Raw genomic sequence first — 22,642 nt, forward strand, 5'->3', positions numbered from 1 at the left:
CCGGACAACTACACGGGATAGCCCCCACAAAAATCCTTTCGCACCCCTTTCCATAAACAAGCCTAAAAACACCTACAATGAAAAAAGCCACCTCACCGGTGGCTTTCCCATATATGTAGTAAGATGGCGCTAGTACTTCTTTAGGAACAGCTTCAGAACCAATTTGTTTACTCGTTGGCCGGATACATTTCTGGCGGTTCTTTCTCCCTCGTTTTGACAATGAACGGCCGAAGCGCCTCGGTTTCATCCAGGTACAAGAAAGCGTCGTAGCGCTCAGGGATAATGGTGGGCACGTAATTGCCGTATTTCTCACGGTTGGGGTCATAGACTACGCCAATGGCGCGATGTCCAATTTGTTGCCGGGCTTCGCTGATGTCACGCAGTTCGCGGGATAGCAGGAGTTTATCGGTGGCGCCCAGGTTGTGGAGCCAGTCTTCCCAGGAACCTTGCCGGGCGGGCGGCACTTCCATCTTCTTCATAGGCGCACCCCAGGAGTCGCCGGCGATCACGGAACCTTCATACGACCCGAAACCGGCCAGGTACACGTTTTCGCGGCCGTATTGCTCGCGGGCCAATTGCCCGATGTTTACCATTCCGGCACGGGCCATGTCGGTGAAGCGGGCGTCGCCTACGTGGGTATTGTGTTCCCAGATAATCGCCTTGGAGTCCGGACCATGGAATTCTAGTAACCGGTTCAGGGTTTCCATCATGTGTCCGTCGCGCACGTTCCAGGAGTTTCCGCCGCCGCGTACCATTGATTTGTAGTAGCGTTCGGCATTCACTGCCACTAAGGCGTTCTGCTCGGCATCGAAAAGGGCTTCTGGATTGGTGGCTTCGCCTTGCTCGCGTTTGCCTAGTTCCTGCAGCATGGAAATGACTTCGTCTTCGCAGTCTTCAGAGACGTAGGCCACGGCCCGCGCGTATTCCTGCGGGTCTGAGCTATAGGGCTCAAAACATTTAAATGCTTCTTTGGCCGCCTTTACCGCATGTCCGTCCTTCTTCTCCAGGTACTTCATGATCTGGTTCAGCGAGTCCCAAAGGCTGTACACGTCCAGGCCGTAGAACCCTACTTTAGTTGTGTTAGGCCGATCGTTGTTTTCTTTGAGCCATTCCACCAGTGCCGCCACTTCCCAGTTCCCCCACATCCAGGTTGGCCAGCGGTTGAAATGTTTGAGCACATCAGACACTTTGGTGCCTGGCCGACAGTAGCCGCGTATGAATTTATTGATTTGGTAGCAGTCTGGCCAGTCACCTTCCACCGCGATGAAGGTGAAGCCCTTCTCTTCTATGAGTCGCTTGGAGATGGCAGTGCGCCAGGAGTAATATTCAGAGGTGCCGTGCGAGGCCTCTCCTAACATGACAATGCGGGCATCACCAATATCGTCCAGCAGAATATCTAAATCAGCTTTGTTCTCCAGCCGGTGGTACGGCAGTTTTGAATAAGTCATGGATAACGAGGGAAAAATGAACTCCCTGCCTTTTACCCCGCATCGCTTTTAAAAGTTTACCCGTTTTTGCCCTATTTTTTGAAACAAAGACCTAAACCAACCCTCTGGAACAAACCACTTCTTAGAATAACTAAATTAAAGTGATGCCTTAGGTACCCAAAAGGATAGGTGTTACTATTCCGACACCTTTATCATCACAAACCTCCTTGCATTGTATATATAATCAAAGCGGTACAGGATATCGTTCTCTAAAAAGCCATTTATTATTCAAAACTCTCTGCCTCCACAGCCTTAGGTAAGTTATTGGCTTTCTTTCAGTAAAAGGCACGAAAAAGGGGCAGCTGTACTCGGTACAACTGCCCCCTTCCTATAGGTTTCCTACAACTTATTGCCGAGACCCGAACACGCGCTTGAGTAGCTCAGTAGTGCGGGCAATGGGGTTCTCGCGGATGTTGGCTTCCTCCTGGGCTACCAAGGTAAACAATCCGTCAATGGCTCTTTGGGTGGCATAAGACTCTAGATTTGGATCTGCTTTCTTTACCAGTGGGATTTTGTTGTAGCGGTTCACCAACTCAGAGTAGTACTTGGTGGCATTTACTTTGTCCAGCGACTGGCGCATAATTGGACTGAAGGCGCTGGTCAGTTGGCTGGTGGTGGTGCGTTTCAGGTACTGGGTGGCCGCATCGCGCTCGCCGCGCAGAATGTTCCAGACATCACTGAAGGTTAATTGTTTGATGGCGTTCAGGAAAATAGGAGCGGCGCTTTTGGCAGCATCCTCGGCGCCCCGGTTGAGGGTAAGGATGAATTTATCTACCTCTGAGTCCAGGCCGAGAGTACGCAGGGTATTTTCCACACGCTGCACATCCGGCGGAAAAGGAATTCTGATGAGGCTGTTTTTATAGAAACCATCGGTTTGGGAGGCTTGGGTAGCGCCTTTGTTGATGCCCTGTGAAAGCGCTTGTTTCAGGCCCGAGGCCACTTCGGTTTGGGTAAGCGCCCCAGACTGAGTGGTTTGTCCGGTTTGCTGCGCCACAGTGCCCAAGGCTTGCTCTATCTGAGCCGTAGTGCAGGACGTGAACCCGATTAAAATGAAGCCGCCCAAAACAAATAATGGGGAGACTAGTTTCTTCATACGTGCGTACATGTTTATTACTTTTGATCGATGATGGTCAGGAGGGCATACGCATAAATCAAGCCAAATAATGAAAAAGGAAATATCGGCAGAGATCATGACCATCGGCGACGAGCTGTTGTACGGTCAGGTCATTGACACCAATTCTGCCTGGTTAGGTCAGGAACTAGGGAAAATAGGCATCAGGGTAAAACAAATCACCAGCATCTCTGACAACCCAGAGGCCATCTGCGAGGCCCTCACACAGGCTATCTCCCGCGTCGATATCGTGCTCATCACCGGGGGCCTTGGTCCCACCAAAGACGACCTCACCAAACATACACTGGCCCGCTATTTCAATTCAGAGCTGCAACTGCATCAACCGTCTTTGGAGGATGTAGAGAGCATTTTCAAACGCTTCAACCGTCCTATGTTGGAGGTGAACCGTCAGCAGGCGTTTCTGCCAGCTTCGTGTACGCCCATCCGGAACGTGCTGGGCACCGCCCCGGGCATGCTTTTCCACGAGCAAGAAACCGTGATCGTGTCTATGCCCGGCGTGCCGTTTGAGATGAAACGCATGGTCACAGACACCGTGCTTCCCTACCTGCAGGACCACTTCCATTTGCCGCAGATCATCCATAAGGTAATACAGACCATCGGTATCGGGGAATCGTTTCTGGCCGAAAAGATAGCGGATTGGGAAGACAACCTGCCTGCTCATCTAAAACTCGCCTATCTCCCCTATCTTGCCGGGGTGCGCCTACGTCTCACAGGTTTCTCTGATAACCAGCAGGAGCTGGAAACCCAACTACAGGAACAGGTTGACAGATTAACCGCCCTCATCCCAGACCACATCTTTGCCTACGGCGAAGTCACCCTAGAGGAAGCCATTGGCCAACTGCTGAAAGACCGCAACCTCACCATCTCCACTGCTGAGAGCTGCACCGGCGGTTTGGTGGCCCACAAACTCACCAGCGTTCCCGGAAGCTCGGCCTACTTCATGGGCAGCGTGGTGGCTTACAACAACGAGGTGAAAAAAGCACAGTTAGGCGTAACAACGGAAATACTGGAGCAGCATGGTGCCGTGAGCGAGGAAACGGTACGCGCCATGGCAGAAGGCGTACGGAAACTTCTGAAAACTGATATCGGGATTTCTACCAGCGGAATTGCGGGACCAGACGGCGGCACGCCCGACAAACCCGTGGGCACCATCTGGATTGCCTACGCTGATGCCCACCAAACCATCGCCCGGAAAATCACCTACAACAAGACCCGTTTGCTCAATATCGAGTACACCACGTTGCAAGTGCTGGACCTTGTGCGGCAAAGTTTGCGCCGGCGGGTTGAGGAATAAGCAAAAAAGCCTAAATTTGCCTAACAACAGTTAGGTTTAAGGGACCTGTTGCGGCTTTCCGGTGATTATTCGCTGTTTTTCTGTAACATTGCACAAAACGTCCCGCTTACCTGACTGCGGTATTCTGATCTCAATAACCCAAAAAACTGACATACTCTTACTATGGCTCTTGTAGAAATGGTGATGCCCAAAATGGGCGAAAGTATCATGGAAGGCACCGTGCTGAAATGGTTGAAGCAGGTAGGTGACACCATTGAGCAAGACGAGTCTGTTCTGGAAGTAGCCACTGACAAAGTGGACACTGAGGTTCCCGCTATCCAAGCCGGTATTCTGAAAGAGATCCTGGTGCAGGAAGGTCAGGTAGTGGCTGTTGGGGCCCCAATCGCCATCATCAACACCAACGGGGAAGACCAACCTACTTCGGCAGCCCCCACCCAACAGGAAGCTCCTGTTGCACAGCCTGAAGCACAACCCGCAGCGCAGGCCGCAGAGGCTCCACAGGCATCGGCACAGGTTTCTCAGCGTCTGGAGCAACCAGCATCCGGCCGTTTCTACTCTCCTTTGGTGCTGAACATCGCTCGTGAGGAGGGTATTTCTATGCAGGAACTGGAATTCATCCCGGGTACCGGTAAAGAAGGCCGTGTCTCTAAAAAAGACATTCTGGATTATGTAGCAAACCGTCCGGAAGGAGGCGCTACAGTTGCCGCTACTCAACCATCTGCTGCAGCTCCCCAGGCGCCGCAAGCCGCACCTCAGCCACAACCGGTTCCCGTGCCACCGGCAGCCCAAGTTTCTACCGCTCCCGCCCAGTCGTACAGCGGCAATGTGGAGATCATTGAGATGGACCGAATGCGCAAGATGATTTCGCAGCGCATGGTGGACAGCAAGCGCATCTCTCCGCACGTGACTTCTTTTGTGGAGGCCGATGTGACCAACATTGTCAACTGGCGAAACAAAACCAAAGACGCTTACAAAAAGCGCGAAGGCGAGAACCTCACCTTTACGCCTATCTTCATTGAAGCCATCGTGAAAGCCATCAAAGACTTCCCGATGATCAACGTAAGCGTAGACGGTGACAAAATCATCAAGAAGCGCGACATCAACATTGGGGTAGCCGTGGCTCTGCCTTCCGGAAACCTGATTGTGCCCGTGATCCACAACGCGGACCAGATGAACCTGAACGGCATCTCCAAGCGCCTGAACGATCTGGCCTACCGCGCCCGTATCAACAAACTGACGCCGGCTGACCTGGCAGACCCAACCTATACCATCTCTAACGTAGGTTCTTTCGGGAACGTGATGGGCACGCCTATTATCATGCAACCGCAGGTGGCTATCATGGCCGTGGGCGCCATTAAGAAGAAGCCAGCTGTGATTGAAACACCGGAAGGGGATTTGATTGGCATCCGTCAGTTCATGTTCCTGTCGCACTCCTATGACCACCGCGTGGTAGACGGTTCCCTGGGAGGCATGTTCGTGCGCCGCGTAGCCGATTACCTGGAAGCCTTCGACCCGAATACCAGCATCTAATCTGATGAATTAAAAATAAGGAGATTTGAAAAGGATCTCCTGCGTTGAGAAAGCCTCTCCTTTCCCGGAGAGGCTTTTTTGTGCGGTGTGCTTAAGGCCCGAAATACTAAAATCAGCCTTAAAACAGAAAAGCACAACCCACGTCTTTAGAATATAGTAAAAGTCTTATCTTGCCGGAACCAGACTTTTCCTGGCCCGCACCTACCCTATGAAAAACGCCCTACTTCTGCTTGTCATCGCCTTTCTGCTGTTCTTGGCCATCTTCTTCTACTGGAAGCAAAGCCAAGCTGAAAGCCAATTGGCAATGGCCAACGAGAAAATCACCAGCCTGGAGCAACAGGTGAGGCGCTATACCCACAACGTTCCCGCCGAACCCGTGGCACCCACCCAATCTGAACAACCTGAGCTAACCACTACCCCAGACGCCGAGGAGAAAGTAACGCCTCCGGAGTCCACCTCCTTTGAGGAAGAGATTGGCACGCTCAGCGAACGAGATGTACAGCGCCTGAAACAGAAAGGCCTCAAAAACCCTGAAGCGGATCTCATGAACGACCTCATGCGCAAGCAGAAAAGCCTGCTAACAACTCGGGGTTCTGTGGGCGGCACCATGGCCATCCAGGACGTGCGCATCCTCAACGACCGCCATGCCCTCGCCTACTTTGAAGACGGCCACAACGGCGGCTACTTGCTCCTACGCTATGCCGTGAACAACGGCGCCATCACCTGGACCAGACTAGACTCATCCACCTTGTAGCGTTTAGAGGCTGATTTCTGTAAAACAGCCTCTGAACGAATAATTCCTAAAAACAAAAAGCGGCTGCCCCAGTTGGAGCAGCCGCTTTTATGTATCACATCAATTTTCTACTCAGCAGGTAAAGCAGCCAAGCTTTGTTCCAGGGCAGCAATTTTGGCTTCGGCGTCTGAGCGCTTTTTACGTTCAGCATTGATCACCGCTTCCGGGGCACCAGCAACGAAGCGCTCGTTACTCAACTTCTTGTCTACCGAGGTCAGGAAGCCTTTGGTGTAATCCAGTTCCTTCAGGATACGTTCGCGCTCGGCGGCGGCGTCAATGTTGCCCTCCATCGGAATGAAGAACTCCGCGCTTTCTACCACAAAGGACAAGGCATTGTCCAGCGGCTGCTCGGTTTCCTGAATCTCACTGAGGTTCGCCAGTTTGCTTACCAGAACCTCGTAACCTGCAATGGCACTCTTGCCTTCGGCCAGGCGAACATAAAGTGCCAGCTTTTTGGCCGGAGAGATGTTCTTGCTGTTCCGTTGGTTCCGGATTTGGCCTACCACGTTGAGGACGTATTCGGTCTGTTTTAGCAAATCAGGCTCAATTCTGCCTTTCTCTGGCCAAGAAGCAACAACCAGGCAATCTTTTGGCGCACGCTCTTTCATGGAGTTCCAGATTTCCTCGGTGATGAACGGCATGAACGGATGCAGCACCTTCATGAGTTTTTCCAGGAATTCATACGTCACCTTCAGGGTTTCCGCATCAATGGGTGACCCGAAAGCTGGTTTGATCATCTCTAGGTAATTGGAGCAGAAATCGTCCCATACCAGTTTGTAGACCGTGAGCAAGGCATCCGAAATCCGGAACTTGTCAAAGTGGTCTTCCAGCACGTTCAGCGCCTCGTTGTACTTAGAGTCAAACCACTTGATGGCTTTCTCGTTCGGGTTCGCCAACGTCTCGTCTACTTCCCAGCCGTTGATGAGGCGGAAAGCGTTCCAAATTTTGTTGCTGAAGTTACGGCCCTGCTCGCACAGCTTCTCATCAAACAACAGGTCATTTCCTGCTGGTGAGCTGAAGAGCATGCCTGCACGTACGCCATCGGCACCGTACTGCTCAATCAAGTTCAACGGATCCGGGGAGTTACCCAGCGACTTAGACATTTTACGTCCCTGCGCGTCACGTACAATCCCGGTGAGGTACACGTTCTGGAACGGCAGTTCCTTACGGAACTCATAGCCAGCCATAATCATGCGGGCTACCCAGAAGAACAGAATCTCAGGAGCAGTCACCAGGTCATTGGTAGGGTAATAGTACAGGATATCTTCGTTGTCCGGGTCTTTGAAACCGTCAAACACCGAGATTGGCCATAACCACGAAGAGAACCAGGTATCCAGCACGTCTTCGTCCTGACGCAGGTCTGTCAATTGCAACTCTGGGTTACTGGTCTTGGTACGGGCTTCTTCCAAGGCTTCCTCAGCAGTGCGGGCCACTACAAACGTGCCATCGGGCAGGTAGTACGCCGGAATCTGCTGTCCCCACCACAGTTGGCGCGAGATACACCAGTCGTGCACGTTCTCCATCCAGGAACGGTACATGTTCTTGAACTTAGCCGGGTGCAGCTTAATGGTGTCGTTCATCACGTTCTCTAGGGCCGGTTTGGCCATCTGGTCCATTTTGCACCACCACTGCATAGACAGTTTTGGCTCAATTACGGCATCAGTACGCTCAGAGAAACCTACGTTAGAAACGGAGTCCTCTACTTTCTCCAGCAGGCCCTGGGCATCCAGATCCTTCGTGATTTTCTTACGCACTACGAAGCGGTCCTCGCCTACATAGAGGCCAGCGCGCTCATGGATAGTTCCGTTGTCGTTAAGCACGTCAATGCTAGGTAGGTTGTGTTTCTGGCCCAGTTCATAGTCATTGATATCGTGCGCCGGAGTTACCTTCAATACCCCCGTTCCGAACTCGCGGTCTACGTACTCGTCAAAGATGATAGGGATGGTGCGGTTCACCAACGGAATGATGGCTTTCTTGCCCGCCAGATGCTTGTAGCGCTCGTCTTCAGGGTGTACGCAGATAGCCACGTCGCCCATGATGGTCTCAGGGCGTTTGGTAGCAACTGTCAACACCTCTTCGGAGCCTTCTATGGCGTAGCGCAGATAGTACAGCTTGCCGTTTACCTGCTTGAAGTTTACTTCCTCATCAGATAGTGCGGTCATGCCTTGCGGGTCCCAATTCACCATGCGCACGCCGCGATAGATCTGCCCTTTGCGGTACAGATCCACGAATACCTGGATTACGGCATCCGTTAAGGTTGGCTCCATGGTGAAACGGGTGCGGTCCCAGTCACAGGAGGCGCCCAGTTTTTTCAGCTGCTCCAGGATGATGCCGCCGTATTTCTCTTTCCACTCAAAGGCGTATTGCAGGAACTCCTCGCGGGTAAGGTCACTTTTGCTGATGCTCTTTTCCTTGAGCATGGCTACCACTCGGGCCTCCGTAGCGATGGACGCGTGGTCCGTACCCGGTACCCAGCAGGCCTCTTTGCCTTGCATACGGGCACGGCGCACCAACACATCTTGGATGGTGTTGTTGAGCATGTGGCCCATGTGCAGTACGCCCGTTACGTTGGGCGGCGGAATCACTACGGTATAAGGCTGCTTTTTAGGGTTTGGTTTGGACTTGAAAAAGCCGCGCTCCAGCCAGGTGGCGTACCACTTGTCTTCTACTTCTTTGGGGTTATAGGTCTTCGGAATGGACATCTTGGTTTGGTATCAGGTGGCAGGTATCGGGTAGCACGTTTTTGTTTACGAATCGATGCCACGCCACAATTGAAAAACAAAAATAGCAAATTGTAATTAGAAGCCTGTAGATGTTGCGGATTAGACCACAGGCTTGAAACCCGATTTCTGTTTTGGGCCCGTTTCGTGTGAATTGGCTCCAACAAAAAACCCGCACGAGGCGGGTTCCTGAATAGCTTTATGCAAAGATTAGCTGGCTGCGTGCAACCACTCTTTTTTGGCTAACAAGGCTTCCTCGGTCTCGCGGTAGTCTGGGTCATCGACGCAGCAGTCTACAGGGCAGACGGCGGCGCACTGGGGCTCCTCGTGGAAACCGCAGCACTCGGTGCACTTGTCAGAGACTATGTAATAGAATTCGTCAGAGATGGGGGGTTGTGGGGCTTTGCCGTCTACCACTTCTCCACCGTCAATTTCCACTTTGGTCAGAGATGTACCATCTCCCCACGTCCACTGTACGCCACCTTCATAGATGGCCGTGTTGGGGCACTCCGGCTCACATGCGCCGCAGTTGATACACTCATCCGTGATCATTATCGCCATAATCGTATCTCCTATTTCTTTTTAGTAATTTTGCACCCATTATCAGGTACGCCATCCCGCGCGCAAAAGTAATACGTAGCGCGCATTGTATCAAACGTTTCTCACGCATCCACTGTTACCCCTTCATGCTAACTTTAGAAAATAGAATTTCTGCATTTATAAAACTAGGCGATTACCTACGGAATCTTCCGGAGGAGGATCGTAACTATATGGTCCGCCGGGCCGGAGAGCACAATAACTTCTTTGACCGCCCTAATGTTTCTGCTGCCCTTACCGGAATAGCCGCCATGCTGGAGAAAACCAAGCTGGAATCCTGGATTGCCTCCTACAATCTGCCCCAGGTAAACGAAAACCCGAAGAAGGTAGGCGTGGTGATGGCGGGCAATATTCCGGCCGTAGGTTTCCATGATGCGCTTTGCATTCTGATCTCTGGTCATATTCTGCAGGCCAAGCCCAGTTCGGATGATCCTTTCCTGCTTCCGCACCTGCTGAACAAATTGTGCGAGATTGAGCCCGCTTTCCAGGAGCAGATTCAGTTGGTGATGATGCTGAAAGAATCTGATGCCATCATTGCCACCGGCTCAGACAATACGGCCCGCTACTTTGAATTTTATTTCGCAAAGCGGCCGCACATCATCAGAAAGAACCGCACCAGTGTGGCCGTGCTCACCGGAAAAGAGACCAAAGAGGAACTGACTGCCCTAGGCGATGATATTCTGCGCTATTATGGATTAGGCTGCCGCAACGTGGCCAAGGCGTTTGTTCCCGCCGAGTACGACTTCACCGCGTTCTTTGAGGCGATGGAGTACAAGAAAGAGGTGGTGAACCATCACAAATACCAAAACAACTACGACTACAACAAGTCAATTTACCTGGTGAACGGCGTGCCGCACCTGGACAATGGCTTCATGATGGTAACCGAAAGCCAGCAGCTGGTCTCCCCTATTTCGGTGCTGTTCTATGAAACCTATGCCGATGACCAGGAGCTGGAACAAAAGCTGGAGGCCATTCAGGAAAAGCTGCAGTGTGTGGTTTCGCAGGAAGCCATCTGGCCCAACAGCTACGCCTTCGGGCAGGCCCAGTGCCCGTCCGTGAGCGATTACGCCGACGGGGTGGACACTATGGCCTTTCTGAAAAATCTTTAAAATATTTTAGGGCCATTTTCAAGAAAATAGCCTTTAAACACCATTTTTGGCAGGTATAACAGTTTTTCCGTAGACTTATTGTGTTAAATACCGTTTGTAGATGTAAGAAATTCTTTCTTCATTGGTCTACAGACTAACACCAAACACGCGTACCATGGAAAATAACACCGTGCTCCATCATCAGCTGATTGAAAAGGAAAGCATCCCGCAACTGCAGTTCGGGCATGACGATGTCTTGCAGGAAAAAGAAATGAAAGTAAGACGCCAGCATGACCTGGAGCGAGCCAGCCGGCTGGGCAACGGCTACCAGGGAAAAGTGGAAATCACATTTCAGGTAGCCTCGGGTGAAATCCTGCGGGTCCAGACTACCATCTGGCAAGCCGACAAGGAGTTTACCACCATTAAGTCGGGGGTTACGTTACCAACCCACTCCATTTTAGGGGTAGAATTCTTTTAGATCTTTTGCCTGACCTTAAAAGCCAGGTTGGTCACTTTCTTACAAAGCGATCAGGCTTTCTTATAACTTATCCATTAAAAAGGCCTTTAGAGTTCTCTAAAGGCCTTTTTAATGGATTCTGTTCTATATCCTATCCAGGACTTTCACAATCAGGTCATCAATCACCTGGTCGGCGTTTGCCGCGAACTGGTGGTTGATGCGGTTAGCCACAATAGCATTGAGTGAGAGCACCTCGTGGCCCAACAACCTACCCAGGCTGTAGATGCCGGCGGTTTCCATCTCGAAGTTGGTGAACCGCACATCCTCAAACCGGAAATTGCTTAGTTTTTGGATCACTTCCTCTATTTTGGGCTGTAAACGCAACAAACGACCCTGCGGCGCATAGAACCCTGGGCACGTAATGGTATTCCCATGGATCATGTCAAACCCGATCTGCTCCCGGAGAATGTCAGAGCCTTTTGCGCAGTACGGCAAGAACCCAATTCCCAGAGCCAACTGCATGTTCACCGCGATCTCGGTCTCGTAACCGGTTTCCATGAGCGGGTAAAACTGCATAAGGGTGTCCAGGCCCAGAGCATATTCGGTGGCCAGGTGGCTACCCAGCGGCACATCTTCCTGCAAAGCACCCGAGGTCCCAATCCGAACGATCTTCAGGGAAATGCGGTCATCGTGCTCCAATGCCTCACGGCTCACAAAGTCTATGTTCACCAGCGCATCCAGCTCGTTCAACACGATGTCAATGTTATCCGTCCCAATGCCGGTAGAAACCACGGAAATGCGTTTGCCCTTGTAGTAGCCGGTGTGCGTCACAAACTCGCGCTTGGCCACTTCCACTTCTATGGAATCAAAATGGCGGCTCACCCGGGCCACACGGTCCTGGTCACCCACCGTGATGATGGTATCGGAAATCTGCTCGGGCAGCAGGTTCAGGTGATAAATGCTGCCATCGGCGTTCAGGATTAATTCAGACTCAGGGATACGGGCCATGGTTTCATAGTTTTTAGGTAGGACAAAAGATCGTTGCGTGCTGCCTCATCACCCCTCCTTTGTGGGCCGATGATCTAAGTAAATGTATAAAAAAAGCGCCGACTCCTTGCTTTGCAGCAACAAGCGGCGCTTTCCCTTAAATGCTTTTGGTTTATACGGCCTTTGGCTGCTCCGTCTTGCGGCGGTTCAAGCCTTTGTACGGGTTATAGCCGTTGGTGTTCTTCTGGTAATAGCCGGTTCCATCATAGGGGCGTTTGTCTGGGTGTTCCTGGCAAGTGGTAGAGCAGGCACCATCCATTTCAGTGCCGCAGTTCTCACAAATGGGCACGTGCAGGTTGCAATGCGGATTGGCGCAGTTCACCATCCTGGCCGATGGCTTTTCGCAGACATGACAGCGGGAAATCACCACGGGGTTCACTGTGTTCACGTCTACGGCCACACGGTTATCGAACACATAGCATTTGCCCTCGAAGTCCTCACCCCCGGCTTCCATGCCGTACTTGATGATGCCGCCGTGCAACTGGTACACGTTCTCGAAGCCTTTCTCCAGCAAAAACGCGCTCGCCTTCTCGCACTTGATGCCGCCGGTGCAATACGTCAGGATTTTCTTGCCTTCGTACTTTTCCTTCAGCTCATCAATCTTCTCCGGAAACTCCCGGAAGTTCTCAATGTCCAGCGTGACGGCGTTCTTGAACTTGCCCATGCTGTGCTCATAGTCTGAGCGCACGTCCAGCACCACCACGTCTTCCTGGTCTTTCATCTCCTTGAACTCCTGCGGCGAAAGGTGCACGCCAGTGCGTTCCGTAGGGTCAATGTTGCGAAGGCCGGCATGTACGATCTCCGGTTTGTGACGCACGTGCAATTTGGTGAACGCATGTTCATCGGCGTAATCCACCTTGAAGTCGATGCCTTCAAACCGAAGATCGGCCTTCACAGCGGCCATGTAGGCTTCGCAATCCTCCACTAGGCCAGATACCGTTCCGTTCAAGCCTTCCGGAGCCACAATGATACGGCCTAACAAATTCAGGTTAAGACACAGCAGGTGGTGCTCCTCACGGAACACCTCAGGGTCTTCAATTTTGGTGTAATGGTAATAGAGTAAGATACTGTACTTTTTCATACGGCTTAGTTTCAGACTAAGTGTAACAGGTGAATGTGCTTATTATTTAATGTGCTGATGTGCTAACCTCGGCAACAACAGCTTCTGCATTTTGGTGCGAATTTAAGGAAAACAGCCCTGAAACAGAAAATGATAAAAATCAGTGCTGAGTTCTGAGTCTTTAGTCCTGAGTCTGTTTATAAGAATCAGAAATTATAAAAGTCTAATATCCAGCCTCTAACTTCTAGCGTCAATTTAAACAGGTTTGGCCGGGTTCCCGAAAACGGTTTGCTTCGCGGCGACATCGGCGACCACCACGGCCCCGGCTCCCACGCGCGCGTTTTTCCCGATCTTTACGCCAGACACGATCACGGCTCCAGTACCAATAAAGGCTCCCTCTGCAATGGATACCCCGGAGTTGACCATCGCCCCGGCGCCCAACTGTACATGATCGGCTATAACGGCGTTGGCATCCACGACTGCGCGTGAACCGATGATGCAGTTATCACCCACCTTCGCGTTGGAATTCACGATGGCCCCGGCCTGAATGAAGTTTCCGTGACCCAACCACGCGTGCTCAGAGACATAGCTGAACTTATGGATGGCATTTACCGGAACCACCTTGTAGTCTTCCTTCAACATATTGGTCAAGCTTTTGCGGGCGGCGGTGTCCTCGGCGGCCACAAACACATCACATTTCTTGCCTAACAGTTTGAGGATATTCTCATCCTCGGTGTTGCCCATGACGGTAATCTCATTCACCTCTTTCTGCTGTAAGGCTACCTGATCGTCTAGGAAACAATACACCACTACGTCATTGCTTTGGAAAGCATCTAACGCCAAAACACCCAATTCCTGGGCACCTAATATGATTACTGGATTTTGCATAGGTTTCTTTTCGGTTGATAATCGTTTTATGCGGCTCATCCCCAATGATGACGGCACTTCTCCCTTTTTAATTAGAACGGGATATTGTCTTCGTTTTGAGTCCGTTTTTCGAAAACAAGGCTTTAAACAGAAGAGCCTGCAAAAATAGGCAAAGAAAACGGATTAGGTTAACTCCGGCGTTTTTGCCATTGGTGCAGCCACCCCGGAACAGGTCCCCAAGCCAGCACCACCATGAATAGGAAAGGCAGTAAAGGTGCCCGGTACCGGTGCAGCGACCCCAGGTTGGGGGTAGGCAACGTTACCAGCACCGCCGAGACACAGAAGAACACCAAGAGTACAGCCAGAAAAGAAGGAACCGCCGGAACTTGCCTTCTGCGCACCAGATGCACAACAGTCAATAAAGTCAGCAGCAGCAATAACAGGTTTTCCACCGCCATTAGTTTATAGAAAAAAGGCGCCGATTCCCAAATAAACGGCCGCGTAAGCATCTGAAAAATGGCGGATGGCGCATGCGCTGCTACTGACCATAGGGTGGGTTGCAGATCAGGGAAGGACAACAGCGGGCTAGCGGGGTCAGACGCAGCTACAATGTTCCTGTAATTCCAGAGAATATGCTCAACAAAAAAACCTAGGTTGAACGTAGGGTGTGTAAAGGATGCCACAAAGGCTAAAATACCAAGAATTCCACACCAAATCAGAAAGCGTCGTGTTTTAGATCGGAGGTTGGGGAACTGTCTTGCCATCCATTTGGTGACTAGCAGCGCCCCTAGGAGCACCAACAAAACAGCCGCAAGAAAAAATTTTACTCGCCACAGCAAGTAAATCAAAGGCACATACAGAATAAGTTTTTTCACTGCCTCCATAGAGTTAATGGCATTATATAGCTGTATAAACAAGCCAACTGTAAGGCAAAGACTACCCATAAATAGGGAATCTTTGACAACTCCACTTGTCCAGAATACCACCGAGGGGAACAGAAGGAACACTATGTCTGCCGAGGTATGGTATACCGGAAAATACTTTTGAATTTGCTGCACCAGAAAGCAACATCCCCAGAAACTAAATAAGGATAAGTAAAGACTGCTGGCCCAGTAGGAACTGCCGGTCAGGAAATAAAGGAGGCTTAGCAGCTTTACAAAAAAGAAGGAATTGGAATACTGAGGCCATTTGGCAAACCCAATGGGGATGTCTCCTATTTCATTGAACAAGAGCAACCGAAGGTACTGGCTCCCATTGAGCTGTGCCGAATTTTTCACCTCAACAGCCTGCTTATGGTAGACCCAAGTATCCCCTCCTCCCAAATACTCTAGGTATAAATACCCCAACAGCAAGCCCGCTGACAACTTCAAGCCCAAACTAACCCAAAAGAAAGTCCTTAGACTCTCAGAGTGTTGGGCATATCTCCACAGCAGGTAAACTAAAAATAAGAAAATCGGAAGGTGCAGCCAGTTTTGAAGGTTCATGCAGAGGTTAGGTTCTGTTTCATCAGGTGGTGCCCGATGGCGCAATGTACGCATTTCTGGGGAGCGCAGTACGTTTGGTAAAGGCCTATCAACGCCTGAGAATCTGCCGCGGTTTTGTTCATGAAGCCCAATCCGGCATACAACCGGGTAATTTTGTTTTGCTCTTTGGAAAGGTCTTCCAGCAATTCTACCGCTTTCTCCTGATAAGCTGCATTGTCCGTACGGCGGCTATAGGCTACTAACAGGGGTGCAATTACGTTGATCAATAGCCCCTGAATGCTTTCGTCCCCAATCCGGGTGAAAGGTTGCGCAGATGTTTTCGCTGGAGCATAATGCTGCTGCCAATAATCAGGCGGAGTCTGCCGGAAGAAGCTGAAAAAATCATCCTTAGTCTCGCAGTACAGAATGCCCGACCACAGATGCGGATGTGCCTGCAACACTGCCAGCCATTGCCCCAATCGTACCGCCGGAAAATTTGAAGGTCTTAGCCGCAGGAGATTCCAGGCGCTTTTGGGCAAAGGTGCCGGCAAAGAATGTTTTTGGGTCAAGTACTGGTGTTCTTTGGTTAAGCTTAGCAAATACTCCTCCTGAGACTCCTGCTCCTCTTTCAAGGATAACATACCCGCCTGTCCAAAAACCACCGCTTCGAGTTGCTTTGGAGAGGAACGGTACCGGTTCACCAGATTCCAGGGGAGCACTTGGGTGAGTTGCAGAAAGCCCTGCTGGTTGATCTTGAACCCGAACCCGGCGGCTAAAGTCTGGTACACGGTACTTTCCCAATTCTGTCGGTTTTGTTCCAGCCGCTCAAGAATCAGGTTTGCTTTTGTTTCCAGTCGCTCCAGTAAGGTGCGGTCCATCATGGCAGATTTGTAGATGGAATCTACCTGCCAGACTTGGGTGGCGCAGGGCAGCACATCCTGGCTCCAGAGCAGTTCCTGGTATTTGGCCTGCAAGGGCAACGCCACTCTCCCCTGCAGTTCCAGGGTAGGCATGACCGTTCCTTCTTCCCTTTGAACAGTTTCATCGTTTTCCCAGACCACGTGCAGCACCACTTGGTTGTATTTGCCATCGTGCTGGTGTTGGTGGCGACGCCAGTCGGAGGCTTTCACATGGATTTCTACACTGCCCACCCATTCTGTGGCTCCAATCTTAATGCGGGCGCCGGAGAAATCTGGGCCGGCGTCTGAACGGTTGTAAAAGCCGGGATGCAGCACCATAACCTCCTCACCTGCCGAAGTCAGCAACTGTTCCTTCCGGAAGTATTGGTAGCGCCAGATGTAGTGCAGGAAATCCTCTTTCATAGAAAACCGGAACAGCCTTTCAAACCTTCTGTGTACATACGCAGGAGGACTCGAAAGGCTGTTCCGGTTATTTTAGACGCTGCTGATTTTAAGGTATTTTCGGAAAACAGGCCCTAAAACAATTGGCCGAGCCAAATGACTTATAAACAGTTTAGCGGGGCAGGTATTCATTCAGGTAACGTTCCATTTCCTGCTGCACAGCCAGAGCCGCAGCCCGGGCTTTCTCGGCGAAATCTTCGCCCTGGGAAGTGTAGATAATCTGACGGGCGGAGTTCACCAACAAGCCTCCTTGTTTGTTCAAGCCATACCGTGACACTTCCTCCAAATTGCCGCCTTGGGCACCCACGCCGGGCACCAGCAGGAAGTGGTCGGGGGCCAGTTCGCGCACGCGCTCAATGTAATCGTGGCGGGTGGCCCCGATGACGTACATCATGTTATCGGCGGAGCCCCAGGCCTGGCTGTTCTGGATGACCTTCTCAAACATGAAGTAGGACTTGCCTTCAGACACCACGCTCAGCAACTGGAAATCGTCGTGGCCGGGGTTAGAGGTGAGCGCCAGCAGAATCACCCATTTGTTGGGGAACTGCAGGAACGGCGTCACAGAATCAATGCCCATGTAAGGCGCCACGGTAAGCGAATCGAAGGACAGTTGGTCAAAGAAAGCACGCGCGTAAAGCTCAGAGGTGTTTCCGATGTCGCCGCGTTTGGCATCGGCGATGGTGAAAATGTCTTTCGGGATGACGCTTAAGGTGCGCTCCAGGCTCACCCAGCCTTTGGGGCCGTGCGCCTCGTAAAACGCGATGTTTGGTTTGTAAGCCACGCACAGGTCCGAAGTGGCTTCTATGATCTGCCGGTTGAACTCAAAAATCGGGTCCTCCAGTTGGAGCAGGTGCGGCGGAATTTTCTTGATATCAGTATCTAACCCAATGCATAGGTAGGAACGTTTGCGCTGGATCTGTTCAAAGAGTTCTTGTCTGGTCATGGGCCGAAGTGTAAGTTGGTACAAATCTAACCTGTTTTCGGGAAAACAGGCAAAAAATGGAGGCTTTGCTCCGTTAGGGATCAGCCGTTTTAAGGCTAATTCCCCAAAAATTGCCCTAAAACCCACCCACAAAAAAGGCCCCTGCTAATTAGCAGGGGCCTTGATCTTTTTCCGGAGGTTTACTTATGATGAATCCAGCTTACCGCAGGTCTACCACTTTCAGGCCTTTGTACTTGGTGCGGTTGAACACAAACGTGTTGGCGTCTACCGGCGGGTTTGGCGTGAACTTGTTGATCTTATAGGTATAGCGGTTGCCGTTCTTCCGGAACATCTTCCAGGATTTCAACGAGTTGTCTTTCTTGCTGATGTGCAGGCGCACCTTGAAGATCTGGTTCTCGCGGTCTTCAGGGGTCAGGTCAACCACGTGCACGGCCTCGCCGCCTTCTTTCTCCTCCCCGGCATACACGTAACGGTAGCCTTTCTTGTAGAGGTTATAGATTTGGTTCGGGGTCATTTCCTGCTCATCGGGGTCGTTGTCAGCGATGGTTACTTCGCCTTCTTTCTTCATGATAGTCCAGATGGTGGCGCCGTTGTTGATGATTTCCTGCCCGGCCACCATCAGCCGGTATTTGTTTCCGGAAACCGTGATATCACCGTTGATGGATTCCTTTGCTTTCGCCGATGGACTTTCAACCGTCTGCGTAAATCCTACCTTGAACGCGTTCATGGCCTGGTATTTTTTGCTCATGGCATCCAGCACTTTCTCGGCTTGGGGGTCTTTCTGCACGTTCTGGGCCTGGGCTAGTTGAACCACGGTCAATAACGCGAGCAGAAATGAAAAGTATCGTTTCATGGGTTTGTCTTAAAGTTTAGATAACTGCAAGGAAAAGCTTACGGTTGCATGTTATTCAATAACTGTTCCAAACTGTATTCATCCGGAATTAAAACTTCGCGAGCCTTGCTTCCCTCAAACGGACCTACCACGCCGGCTGCTTCCAATTGGTCAATCAGACGACCAGCGCGGTTGTAACCCAGTTTCAGACGACGCTGCAACAAAGAGGTACTTCCCTGTTGGTGCGTCACCACAATACGGGCGGCCTCCTCAAACATCGCATCCTTGTTGCTCGGGTCGAACTCAGCTTTCTCGTTTCCGCTTTCATCTCCCAGGAATTCCGGCAACAGATACGCATCTGAATAGCCCTGCTGCTCGCCGATGAAATCACAGATGCGGTCCACCTCCGGCGTATCCACGAACGCGCACTGTACCCTGATCAGGTCTGAGCCCAAAGAGAACAGCATATCCCCCTGGCCAATCAACTGGTCGGCGCCGCCGGTGTCCAGAATGGTACGGGAGTCAATCTTAGACGTTACCTTGAAAGAAATACGCGCCGGAAAGTTCGCCTTGATGATACCCGTAATGACGTTCACCGATGGACGCTGTGTGGCCACCACTAAGTGAATCCCAATAGCCCGCGCCAGCTGCGCCAGACGCGCGATAGGCGTTTCCACCTCTTTCCCGGCGGTCATCATCAAGTCAGCCAACTCATCAATCACCAGCACGATGTACGGCATGAACTTGTGGCCTTTCTTGGGGTTCAGGCGGCGCTCTACAAACTTGAGGTTGTATTCCTTCAGATTCCGGCAGCCGGCGTCTTTCAAGAGATCATAGCGCTGGTCCATCTCCATACAGAGCGAATTCAGCGTGTTCACTACTTTCTTGGTATCGGTTATAATGGCCTCATCGGTATCGGGCAGTTTGGCCAGGAAATGGCGCTCAATCTTGTTGAACAGCGACAATTCTACCTTTTTAGGATCTACCAGTACAAACTTCAATTGCGAAGGATGGCGCTTGTACAGCAGGGAAGTAAGAATTGCATTCAGGCCCACCGATTTACCCTGACCCGTGGCACCCGCCATGAGTAAGTGGGGCATTTTGGCCAGATCGGTGATAAAGACCTCATTGGTGATGGTTTTCCCGAAGGCGATAGGCAACTCCATCTCGCTCTTCATGAACTTCTCGGTGCTCAGGATAGACTTGATGGGCACCATCTCCTTTTTCTTGTTCGGCACCTCAATCCCGATGGTTCCTTTACCTGGAATCGGGGCAATAATCCGGATACCTAAGGCAGCCAAACTCAACGCAATATCGTCTTCCAGGCTCTTGATCTTGGAGATTCGCACGCCGGCTTCGGGTACGATCTCATACAGCGTTACAGTTGGCCCGATGGTGGCTTTGATGCTTGCGATGCCGATGTTGTAGTTCCCCAGTGTTTCTACAATGCGGTCTTTATTGGCTTCCAGTTCTTCCTTGGTTACCTGCACTTTCGCTACGCCATAATCAGTGAGCAGTTCAATGGACGGGTATTGGTAGCGCGGGAGATCCAAAGTAGGGTCGTAGTTTTCGCTGACCTCCAGGTTGTCTACTTCTTCCTCTACGGCCAGATTAGCAATATCCAGCTCTACTTCCTCCTCGGGCTCTTCCAGCAAAACATCATCGTCCTGCTCTACTTCCAAAGATAGGGGAACAGATGCCAGAGGAACCGCGGCGCGCGGCGTTACCGGCAATTCGTTCACGGTGAACAAATCTTCCTGCGGTTCTTCTACCTCTTCTTCGTCGTCAAAGTCTTCCTCTTCCTGGTCGTCGTAGAACTCATCGTCCAGCGGTTGGTCTTCGTCGTACTCCTCTTCCTCTGATTCGTCCTGCTTTACCAGAAAAGGGGCCGGAAACGCGGGTTCCTCTTTCTCAGGTTCAAAAGTGCCGCTAGGGTTCGTAAGATGGTTCATACCCGCCGATGGCGAAGCATAGACGCCAGTTTCTGGTCTTTCCACAGCCGCTGCCATGGCAGGCGCAGGAGTCGGAGCAGTCTCGGTTTTAGGGAATCTTGGACGGCCCAGGGTGGTGATATTGAAGAAGAACATCACGAAGGCAATCAGGGCAAAGCCCATCAGAAGGCCGGTTCCCCAGCCCAGAAGGCTCTGCAGCCACAAAGCGGTCTCGTAGCCGATGCCACCGCTCATGAAGCCATAGGTATCAGTAGCCTGGTTTAAAAGGACCAGATAACCTGCGGTCACGCAGCCCCACAAAAGCCCGAAGAGGCAAAGGGTGACTACCGAGGAAAGGGTGATGGAAGTGCGGCGGAAAACGATTTTATACCCGATGTAGAACACCACCGGCACAAAGAAAAACGAGGCAATACCGAACCAGCGGTTGATGAAGTAATCAGAGATCCAGGCTCCGAAGAGGCCCAGCCAGTTTTCAGACTCCAGCCCGGCGGCTTTCACATCCTCGGGCGTCACGGACTCCACAATGCTCTGATCGGCGGTGCCGGTGAACAGGAACGAGACAAACGCGATGGTCAGGTACAGCGAAGACAACAGGAAGAAAAACCCGATGAACAGCTGAAGCCGTCGGTCTTTCAGGAAATTAAAGGAAAGCTGAGGTTTGGGCAGCGACCTCTTGGGCTTAGCCTCTTTTGGTGCGCGCGTCTCTGTCTTTCCCTTCGGTTCATTCTGCGGAATCCGAGGCGCATTTTTAGGCCGCGGACTTGTCCCTACTTCCCGTTTATATGTGTTCGTTGCCATACTGTCTCCAAACTTCAAATCTACACTATTCCGTTCAATAAGCCTTGAACAATTTACCTGTATATGATATTCAAAATATAGTATTTACCTGAGTAAGCGCTCGTTAATCTGCCGGATCAAACTAGGCCCCTCGTAAATAAAACCGGTATATAATTGTACCAAATCGGCACCGGCGGCTAGTTTCTCAACAGCATCCTCGGGGGTCATGATGCCGCCCACGCCTATGAGCCGGATGGCCTCGGGCAACTGTTTTCTAAGGTACCGCAGCACCTCGGTGGAAGCGCTGGTGAGGGGTTTCCCGCTGAGGCCACCCGCCCCGATCTCAGTAATTCGCTGGCCTGAGGTCTGCAAACCCTCCCGGCTGATGGTGGTATTGGTCCCGATGACACCGGAAAGCTGGGTTTGGGCCGCAATCTCCACGATATCGTCCAACTGGGCCTGGTTCAGGTCCGGGGCGATTTTCAGGAGCAACGGCTTAGGTTTGGCTTTGCCCTGGTTGCGGTTCTGCAGGTTGCTCAAAAGATCGCGCAGCGGTTCTTTTTCCTGTAACGCGCGCAGATCAGGCGTATTGGGCGAGCTCACGTTCACCACAAAATAATCTACCACGTCATAGAGTGCGTCAAAGCAGTAGAGGTAATCCTGCAGGGCCTGCTCATTGGGCGTGACCTTGTTCTTGCCGATGTTTCCGCCCACGATCACGTTGCTCTTGCGGCTGCGCAGGCGCTCCACGGCCTGGTCCACCCCCTCGTTGTTGAAGCCCATCCGGTTGATGATAGCGCCGTCCTGCGGCAGACGGAACAGGCGCGGCTTGGGATTGCCTGCCTGCGGCTTGGGCGTGAGCGTGCCTATCTCAATGAAACCGAACCCCATCTCGGCGAACTCATCTATGAGGCGGGCATCTTTGTCGAAACCAGCCGCTAAACCCACCGGGTTAGGGAAGGTGAGCCCGAAGACTTTCCGCTCCAGCCGCTTGTCAGAAACCTGGAACATACCCCTACTAATGGCCTTGGCCAACGGCAACTGAAACCCGGTTTTCAACGCGGAGGTGGTCAAATGGTGCACCTTTTCAGGATCTACCTTGAAAAGTAACGGACGGAGGAGATTTTTATACACGGCAAAACAGGTTTAGGCAAAGATAAAAAATAGCCTGCTACCGGTTTCAATTAAATCAAGGGTTGCGGGACTCGGCCTTTCTACAAAGCTTTCGGTAACTGCTTCAAT

18 protein-coding genes are annotated in these 22,642 nt (G+C 51.6%); 5 read left to right on the top strand and 13 right to left on the bottom strand.

Annotated features, from left to right (window positions below):
• Positions 1 to 167: 167 nt before the first annotated feature.
• Complete coding sequence (locus EFB08_RS01770) at positions 168 to 1,448, bottom strand: erythromycin esterase family protein (protein WP_123125183.1); 1,281 nt, start codon at positions 1,446 to 1,448, stop codon at positions 168 to 170.
• A 385-nt stretch (positions 1,449 to 1,833) separates the two neighbouring features.
• Complete coding sequence (locus tag EFB08_RS01775) at positions 1,834 to 2,580, bottom strand: DUF4197 domain-containing protein (RefSeq protein ID WP_123125184.1); 747 nt, start codon at positions 2,578 to 2,580, stop codon at positions 1,834 to 1,836.
• A gap of 70 nt (positions 2,581 to 2,650) precedes the next feature.
• Between EFB08_RS01775 and EFB08_RS01780 the strand changes: the two genes are divergently transcribed.
• The 3 genes from EFB08_RS01780 to EFB08_RS01790 all read left to right on the top strand — a co-directional run bounded on the left by EFB08_RS01780 (position 2,651) and on the right by EFB08_RS01790 (position 6,197).
• On the top strand, positions 2,651 to 3,913 hold the full coding sequence (locus EFB08_RS01780) for a competence/damage-inducible protein A (RefSeq protein WP_123125185.1): 1,263 nt from the start codon (positions 2,651 to 2,653) through the stop codon (positions 3,911 to 3,913).
• A gap of 162 nt (positions 3,914 to 4,075) precedes the next feature.
• Entirely contained in the window at positions 4,076 to 5,443 is a 1,368-nt protein-coding gene (locus tag EFB08_RS01785; RefSeq protein ID WP_123125186.1) for a dihydrolipoamide acetyltransferase family protein, read from the top strand.
• Positions 5,444 to 5,651: 208 nt separating this feature from the next.
• On the top strand, positions 5,652 to 6,197 hold the full coding sequence (locus EFB08_RS01790) for a hypothetical protein (RefSeq protein ID WP_123125187.1): 546 nt from the start codon (positions 5,652 to 5,654) through the stop codon (positions 6,195 to 6,197).
• A gap of 107 nt (positions 6,198 to 6,304) precedes the next feature.
• On the opposite strand, the gene EFB08_RS01795 is transcribed toward EFB08_RS01790, so the two are convergent.
• Positions 6,305 to 8,938 (bottom strand): valine--tRNA ligase, encoded by a 2,634-nt coding sequence (locus EFB08_RS01795; RefSeq protein ID WP_123125188.1) that lies wholly within the window; start codon positions 8,936 to 8,938, stop codon positions 6,305 to 6,307.
• Positions 8,939 to 9,166: 228 nt separating this feature from the next.
• Positions 9,167 to 9,517 (bottom strand): 4Fe-4S binding protein, encoded by a 351-nt coding sequence (locus EFB08_RS01800; RefSeq protein WP_123125189.1) that lies wholly within the window; start codon positions 9,515 to 9,517, stop codon positions 9,167 to 9,169.
• Positions 9,518 to 9,642: 125 nt separating this feature from the next.
• Between EFB08_RS01800 and EFB08_RS01805 the strand changes: the two genes are divergently transcribed.
• Positions 9,643 to 10,662, top strand: coding sequence for an acyl-CoA reductase (locus EFB08_RS01805; RefSeq protein ID WP_123125190.1), 1,020 nt, complete (start codon positions 9,643 to 9,645; stop codon positions 10,660 to 10,662).
• Between the two features lie 154 nt (positions 10,663 to 10,816).
• Entirely contained in the window at positions 10,817 to 11,119 is a 303-nt protein-coding gene (locus EFB08_RS01810; RefSeq protein WP_123125191.1) for a hypothetical protein, read from the top strand.
• Positions 11,120 to 11,242: 123 nt separating this feature from the next.
• Here the strand turns inward: EFB08_RS01810 and EFB08_RS01815 are convergent, their stop codons facing one another.
• The 9 genes from EFB08_RS01815 to EFB08_RS01855 form a co-directional block, all read right to left on the bottom strand.
• Positions 11,243 to 12,106, bottom strand: a complete 864-nt coding sequence (locus EFB08_RS01815) for a nucleoside phosphorylase (RefSeq protein WP_123125192.1) — start codon at positions 12,104 to 12,106, stop codon at positions 11,243 to 11,245.
• A gap of 151 nt (positions 12,107 to 12,257) precedes the next feature.
• On the bottom strand, positions 12,258 to 13,226 hold the full coding sequence (gene trhO, locus EFB08_RS01820; RefSeq protein ID WP_123125193.1) for an oxygen-dependent tRNA uridine(34) hydroxylase TrhO: 969 nt from the start codon (positions 13,224 to 13,226) through the stop codon (positions 12,258 to 12,260).
• A 234-nt stretch (positions 13,227 to 13,460) separates the two neighbouring features.
• Positions 13,461 to 14,093, bottom strand: coding sequence for a NeuD/PglB/VioB family sugar acetyltransferase (locus tag EFB08_RS01825; protein WP_123125194.1), 633 nt, complete (start codon positions 14,091 to 14,093; stop codon positions 13,461 to 13,463).
• 167 nt (positions 14,094 to 14,260) lie between these two features.
• Complete coding sequence (locus EFB08_RS23305; protein WP_125077625.1) at positions 14,261 to 14,755, bottom strand: hypothetical protein; 495 nt, start codon at positions 14,753 to 14,755, stop codon at positions 14,261 to 14,263.
• Between the two features lie 797 nt (positions 14,756 to 15,552).
• Positions 15,553 to 16,857, bottom strand: coding sequence for a DUF2851 family protein (locus EFB08_RS01835; RefSeq protein WP_123125196.1), 1,305 nt, complete (start codon positions 16,855 to 16,857; stop codon positions 15,553 to 15,555).
• A gap of 151 nt (positions 16,858 to 17,008) precedes the next feature.
• Complete coding sequence (gene pyrF, locus EFB08_RS01840; RefSeq protein WP_123125197.1) at positions 17,009 to 17,839, bottom strand: orotidine-5'-phosphate decarboxylase; 831 nt, start codon at positions 17,837 to 17,839, stop codon at positions 17,009 to 17,011.
• Between the two features lie 199 nt (positions 17,840 to 18,038).
• Complete coding sequence (locus EFB08_RS01845) at positions 18,039 to 18,692, bottom strand: LolA family protein (RefSeq protein WP_123125198.1); 654 nt, start codon at positions 18,690 to 18,692, stop codon at positions 18,039 to 18,041.
• Between the two features lie 38 nt (positions 18,693 to 18,730).
• On the bottom strand, positions 18,731 to 21,421 hold the full coding sequence (locus EFB08_RS01850) for a DNA translocase FtsK (protein WP_123125199.1): 2,691 nt from the start codon (positions 21,419 to 21,421) through the stop codon (positions 18,731 to 18,733).
• Between the two features lie 84 nt (positions 21,422 to 21,505).
• A complete protein-coding gene (locus EFB08_RS01855) occupies positions 21,506 to 22,534 on the bottom strand; it encodes a quinone-dependent dihydroorotate dehydrogenase (protein ID WP_123125200.1) in 1,029 nt (342 codons plus the stop codon).
• Positions 22,535 to 22,642 lie beyond the last annotated feature (108 nt).

The sequence above is a fragment of the Rufibacter latericius genome, assembly GCF_003721515.1.
Lineage (GTDB): Bacteria > Bacteroidota > Bacteroidia > Cytophagales > Hymenobacteraceae > Nibribacter > Nibribacter latericius.

Excerpts from the sequence above, each read along its gene's own strand:
- EFB08_RS01795 (WP_123125188.1), bottom strand. The coding sequence starts at position 8,938 with ATGTCCATTCCGAAGACCTATAACCCCAAAGAAGTAGAAGACAAGTGG.
- EFB08_RS01810 (WP_123125191.1), top strand. The coding sequence starts at position 10,817 with ATGGAAAATAACACCGTGCTCCATCATCAGCTGATTGAAAAGGAAAGC.
- EFB08_RS01815 (WP_123125192.1), bottom strand. The coding sequence starts at position 12,106 with ATGGCCCGTATCCCTGAGTCTGAATTAATCCTGAACGCCGATGGCAGC.
- pyrF (WP_123125197.1), bottom strand. The coding sequence starts at position 17,839 with ATGACCAGACAAGAACTCTTTGAACAGATCCAGCGCAAACGTTCCTAC.
- EFB08_RS01780 (WP_123125185.1), top strand. The coding sequence starts at position 2,651 with ATGAAAAAGGAAATATCGGCAGAGATCATGACCATCGGCGACGAGCTG.
- EFB08_RS01775 (WP_123125184.1), bottom strand. The coding sequence starts at position 2,580 with ATGAAGAAACTAGTCTCCCCATTATTTGTTTTGGGCGGCTTCATTTTA.
- EFB08_RS01790 (WP_123125187.1), top strand. The coding sequence starts at position 5,652 with ATGAAAAACGCCCTACTTCTGCTTGTCATCGCCTTTCTGCTGTTCTTG.
- EFB08_RS01805 (WP_123125190.1), top strand. The coding sequence starts at position 9,643 with ATGCTAACTTTAGAAAATAGAATTTCTGCATTTATAAAACTAGGCGAT.
- trhO (WP_123125193.1), bottom strand. The coding sequence starts at position 13,226 with ATGAAAAAGTACAGTATCTTACTCTATTACCATTACACCAAAATTGAA.
- EFB08_RS01850 (WP_123125199.1), bottom strand. The coding sequence starts at position 21,421 with ATGGCAACGAACACATATAAACGGGAAGTAGGGACAAGTCCGCGGCCT.
- EFB08_RS01835 (WP_123125196.1), bottom strand. The coding sequence starts at position 16,857 with ATGAAAGAGGATTTCCTGCACTACATCTGGCGCTACCAATACTTCCGG.
- EFB08_RS01845 (WP_123125198.1), bottom strand. The coding sequence starts at position 18,692 with ATGAAACGATACTTTTCATTTCTGCTCGCGTTATTGACCGTGGTTCAA.
- EFB08_RS01770 (WP_123125183.1), bottom strand. The coding sequence starts at position 1,448 with ATGACTTATTCAAAACTGCCGTACCACCGGCTGGAGAACAAAGCTGAT.
- EFB08_RS01825 (WP_123125194.1), bottom strand. The coding sequence starts at position 14,093 with ATGCAAAATCCAGTAATCATATTAGGTGCCCAGGAATTGGGTGTTTTG.
- EFB08_RS01785 (WP_123125186.1), top strand. The coding sequence starts at position 4,076 with ATGGCTCTTGTAGAAATGGTGATGCCCAAAATGGGCGAAAGTATCATG.
- EFB08_RS01800 (WP_123125189.1), bottom strand. The coding sequence starts at position 9,517 with ATGGCGATAATGATCACGGATGAGTGTATCAACTGCGGCGCATGTGAG.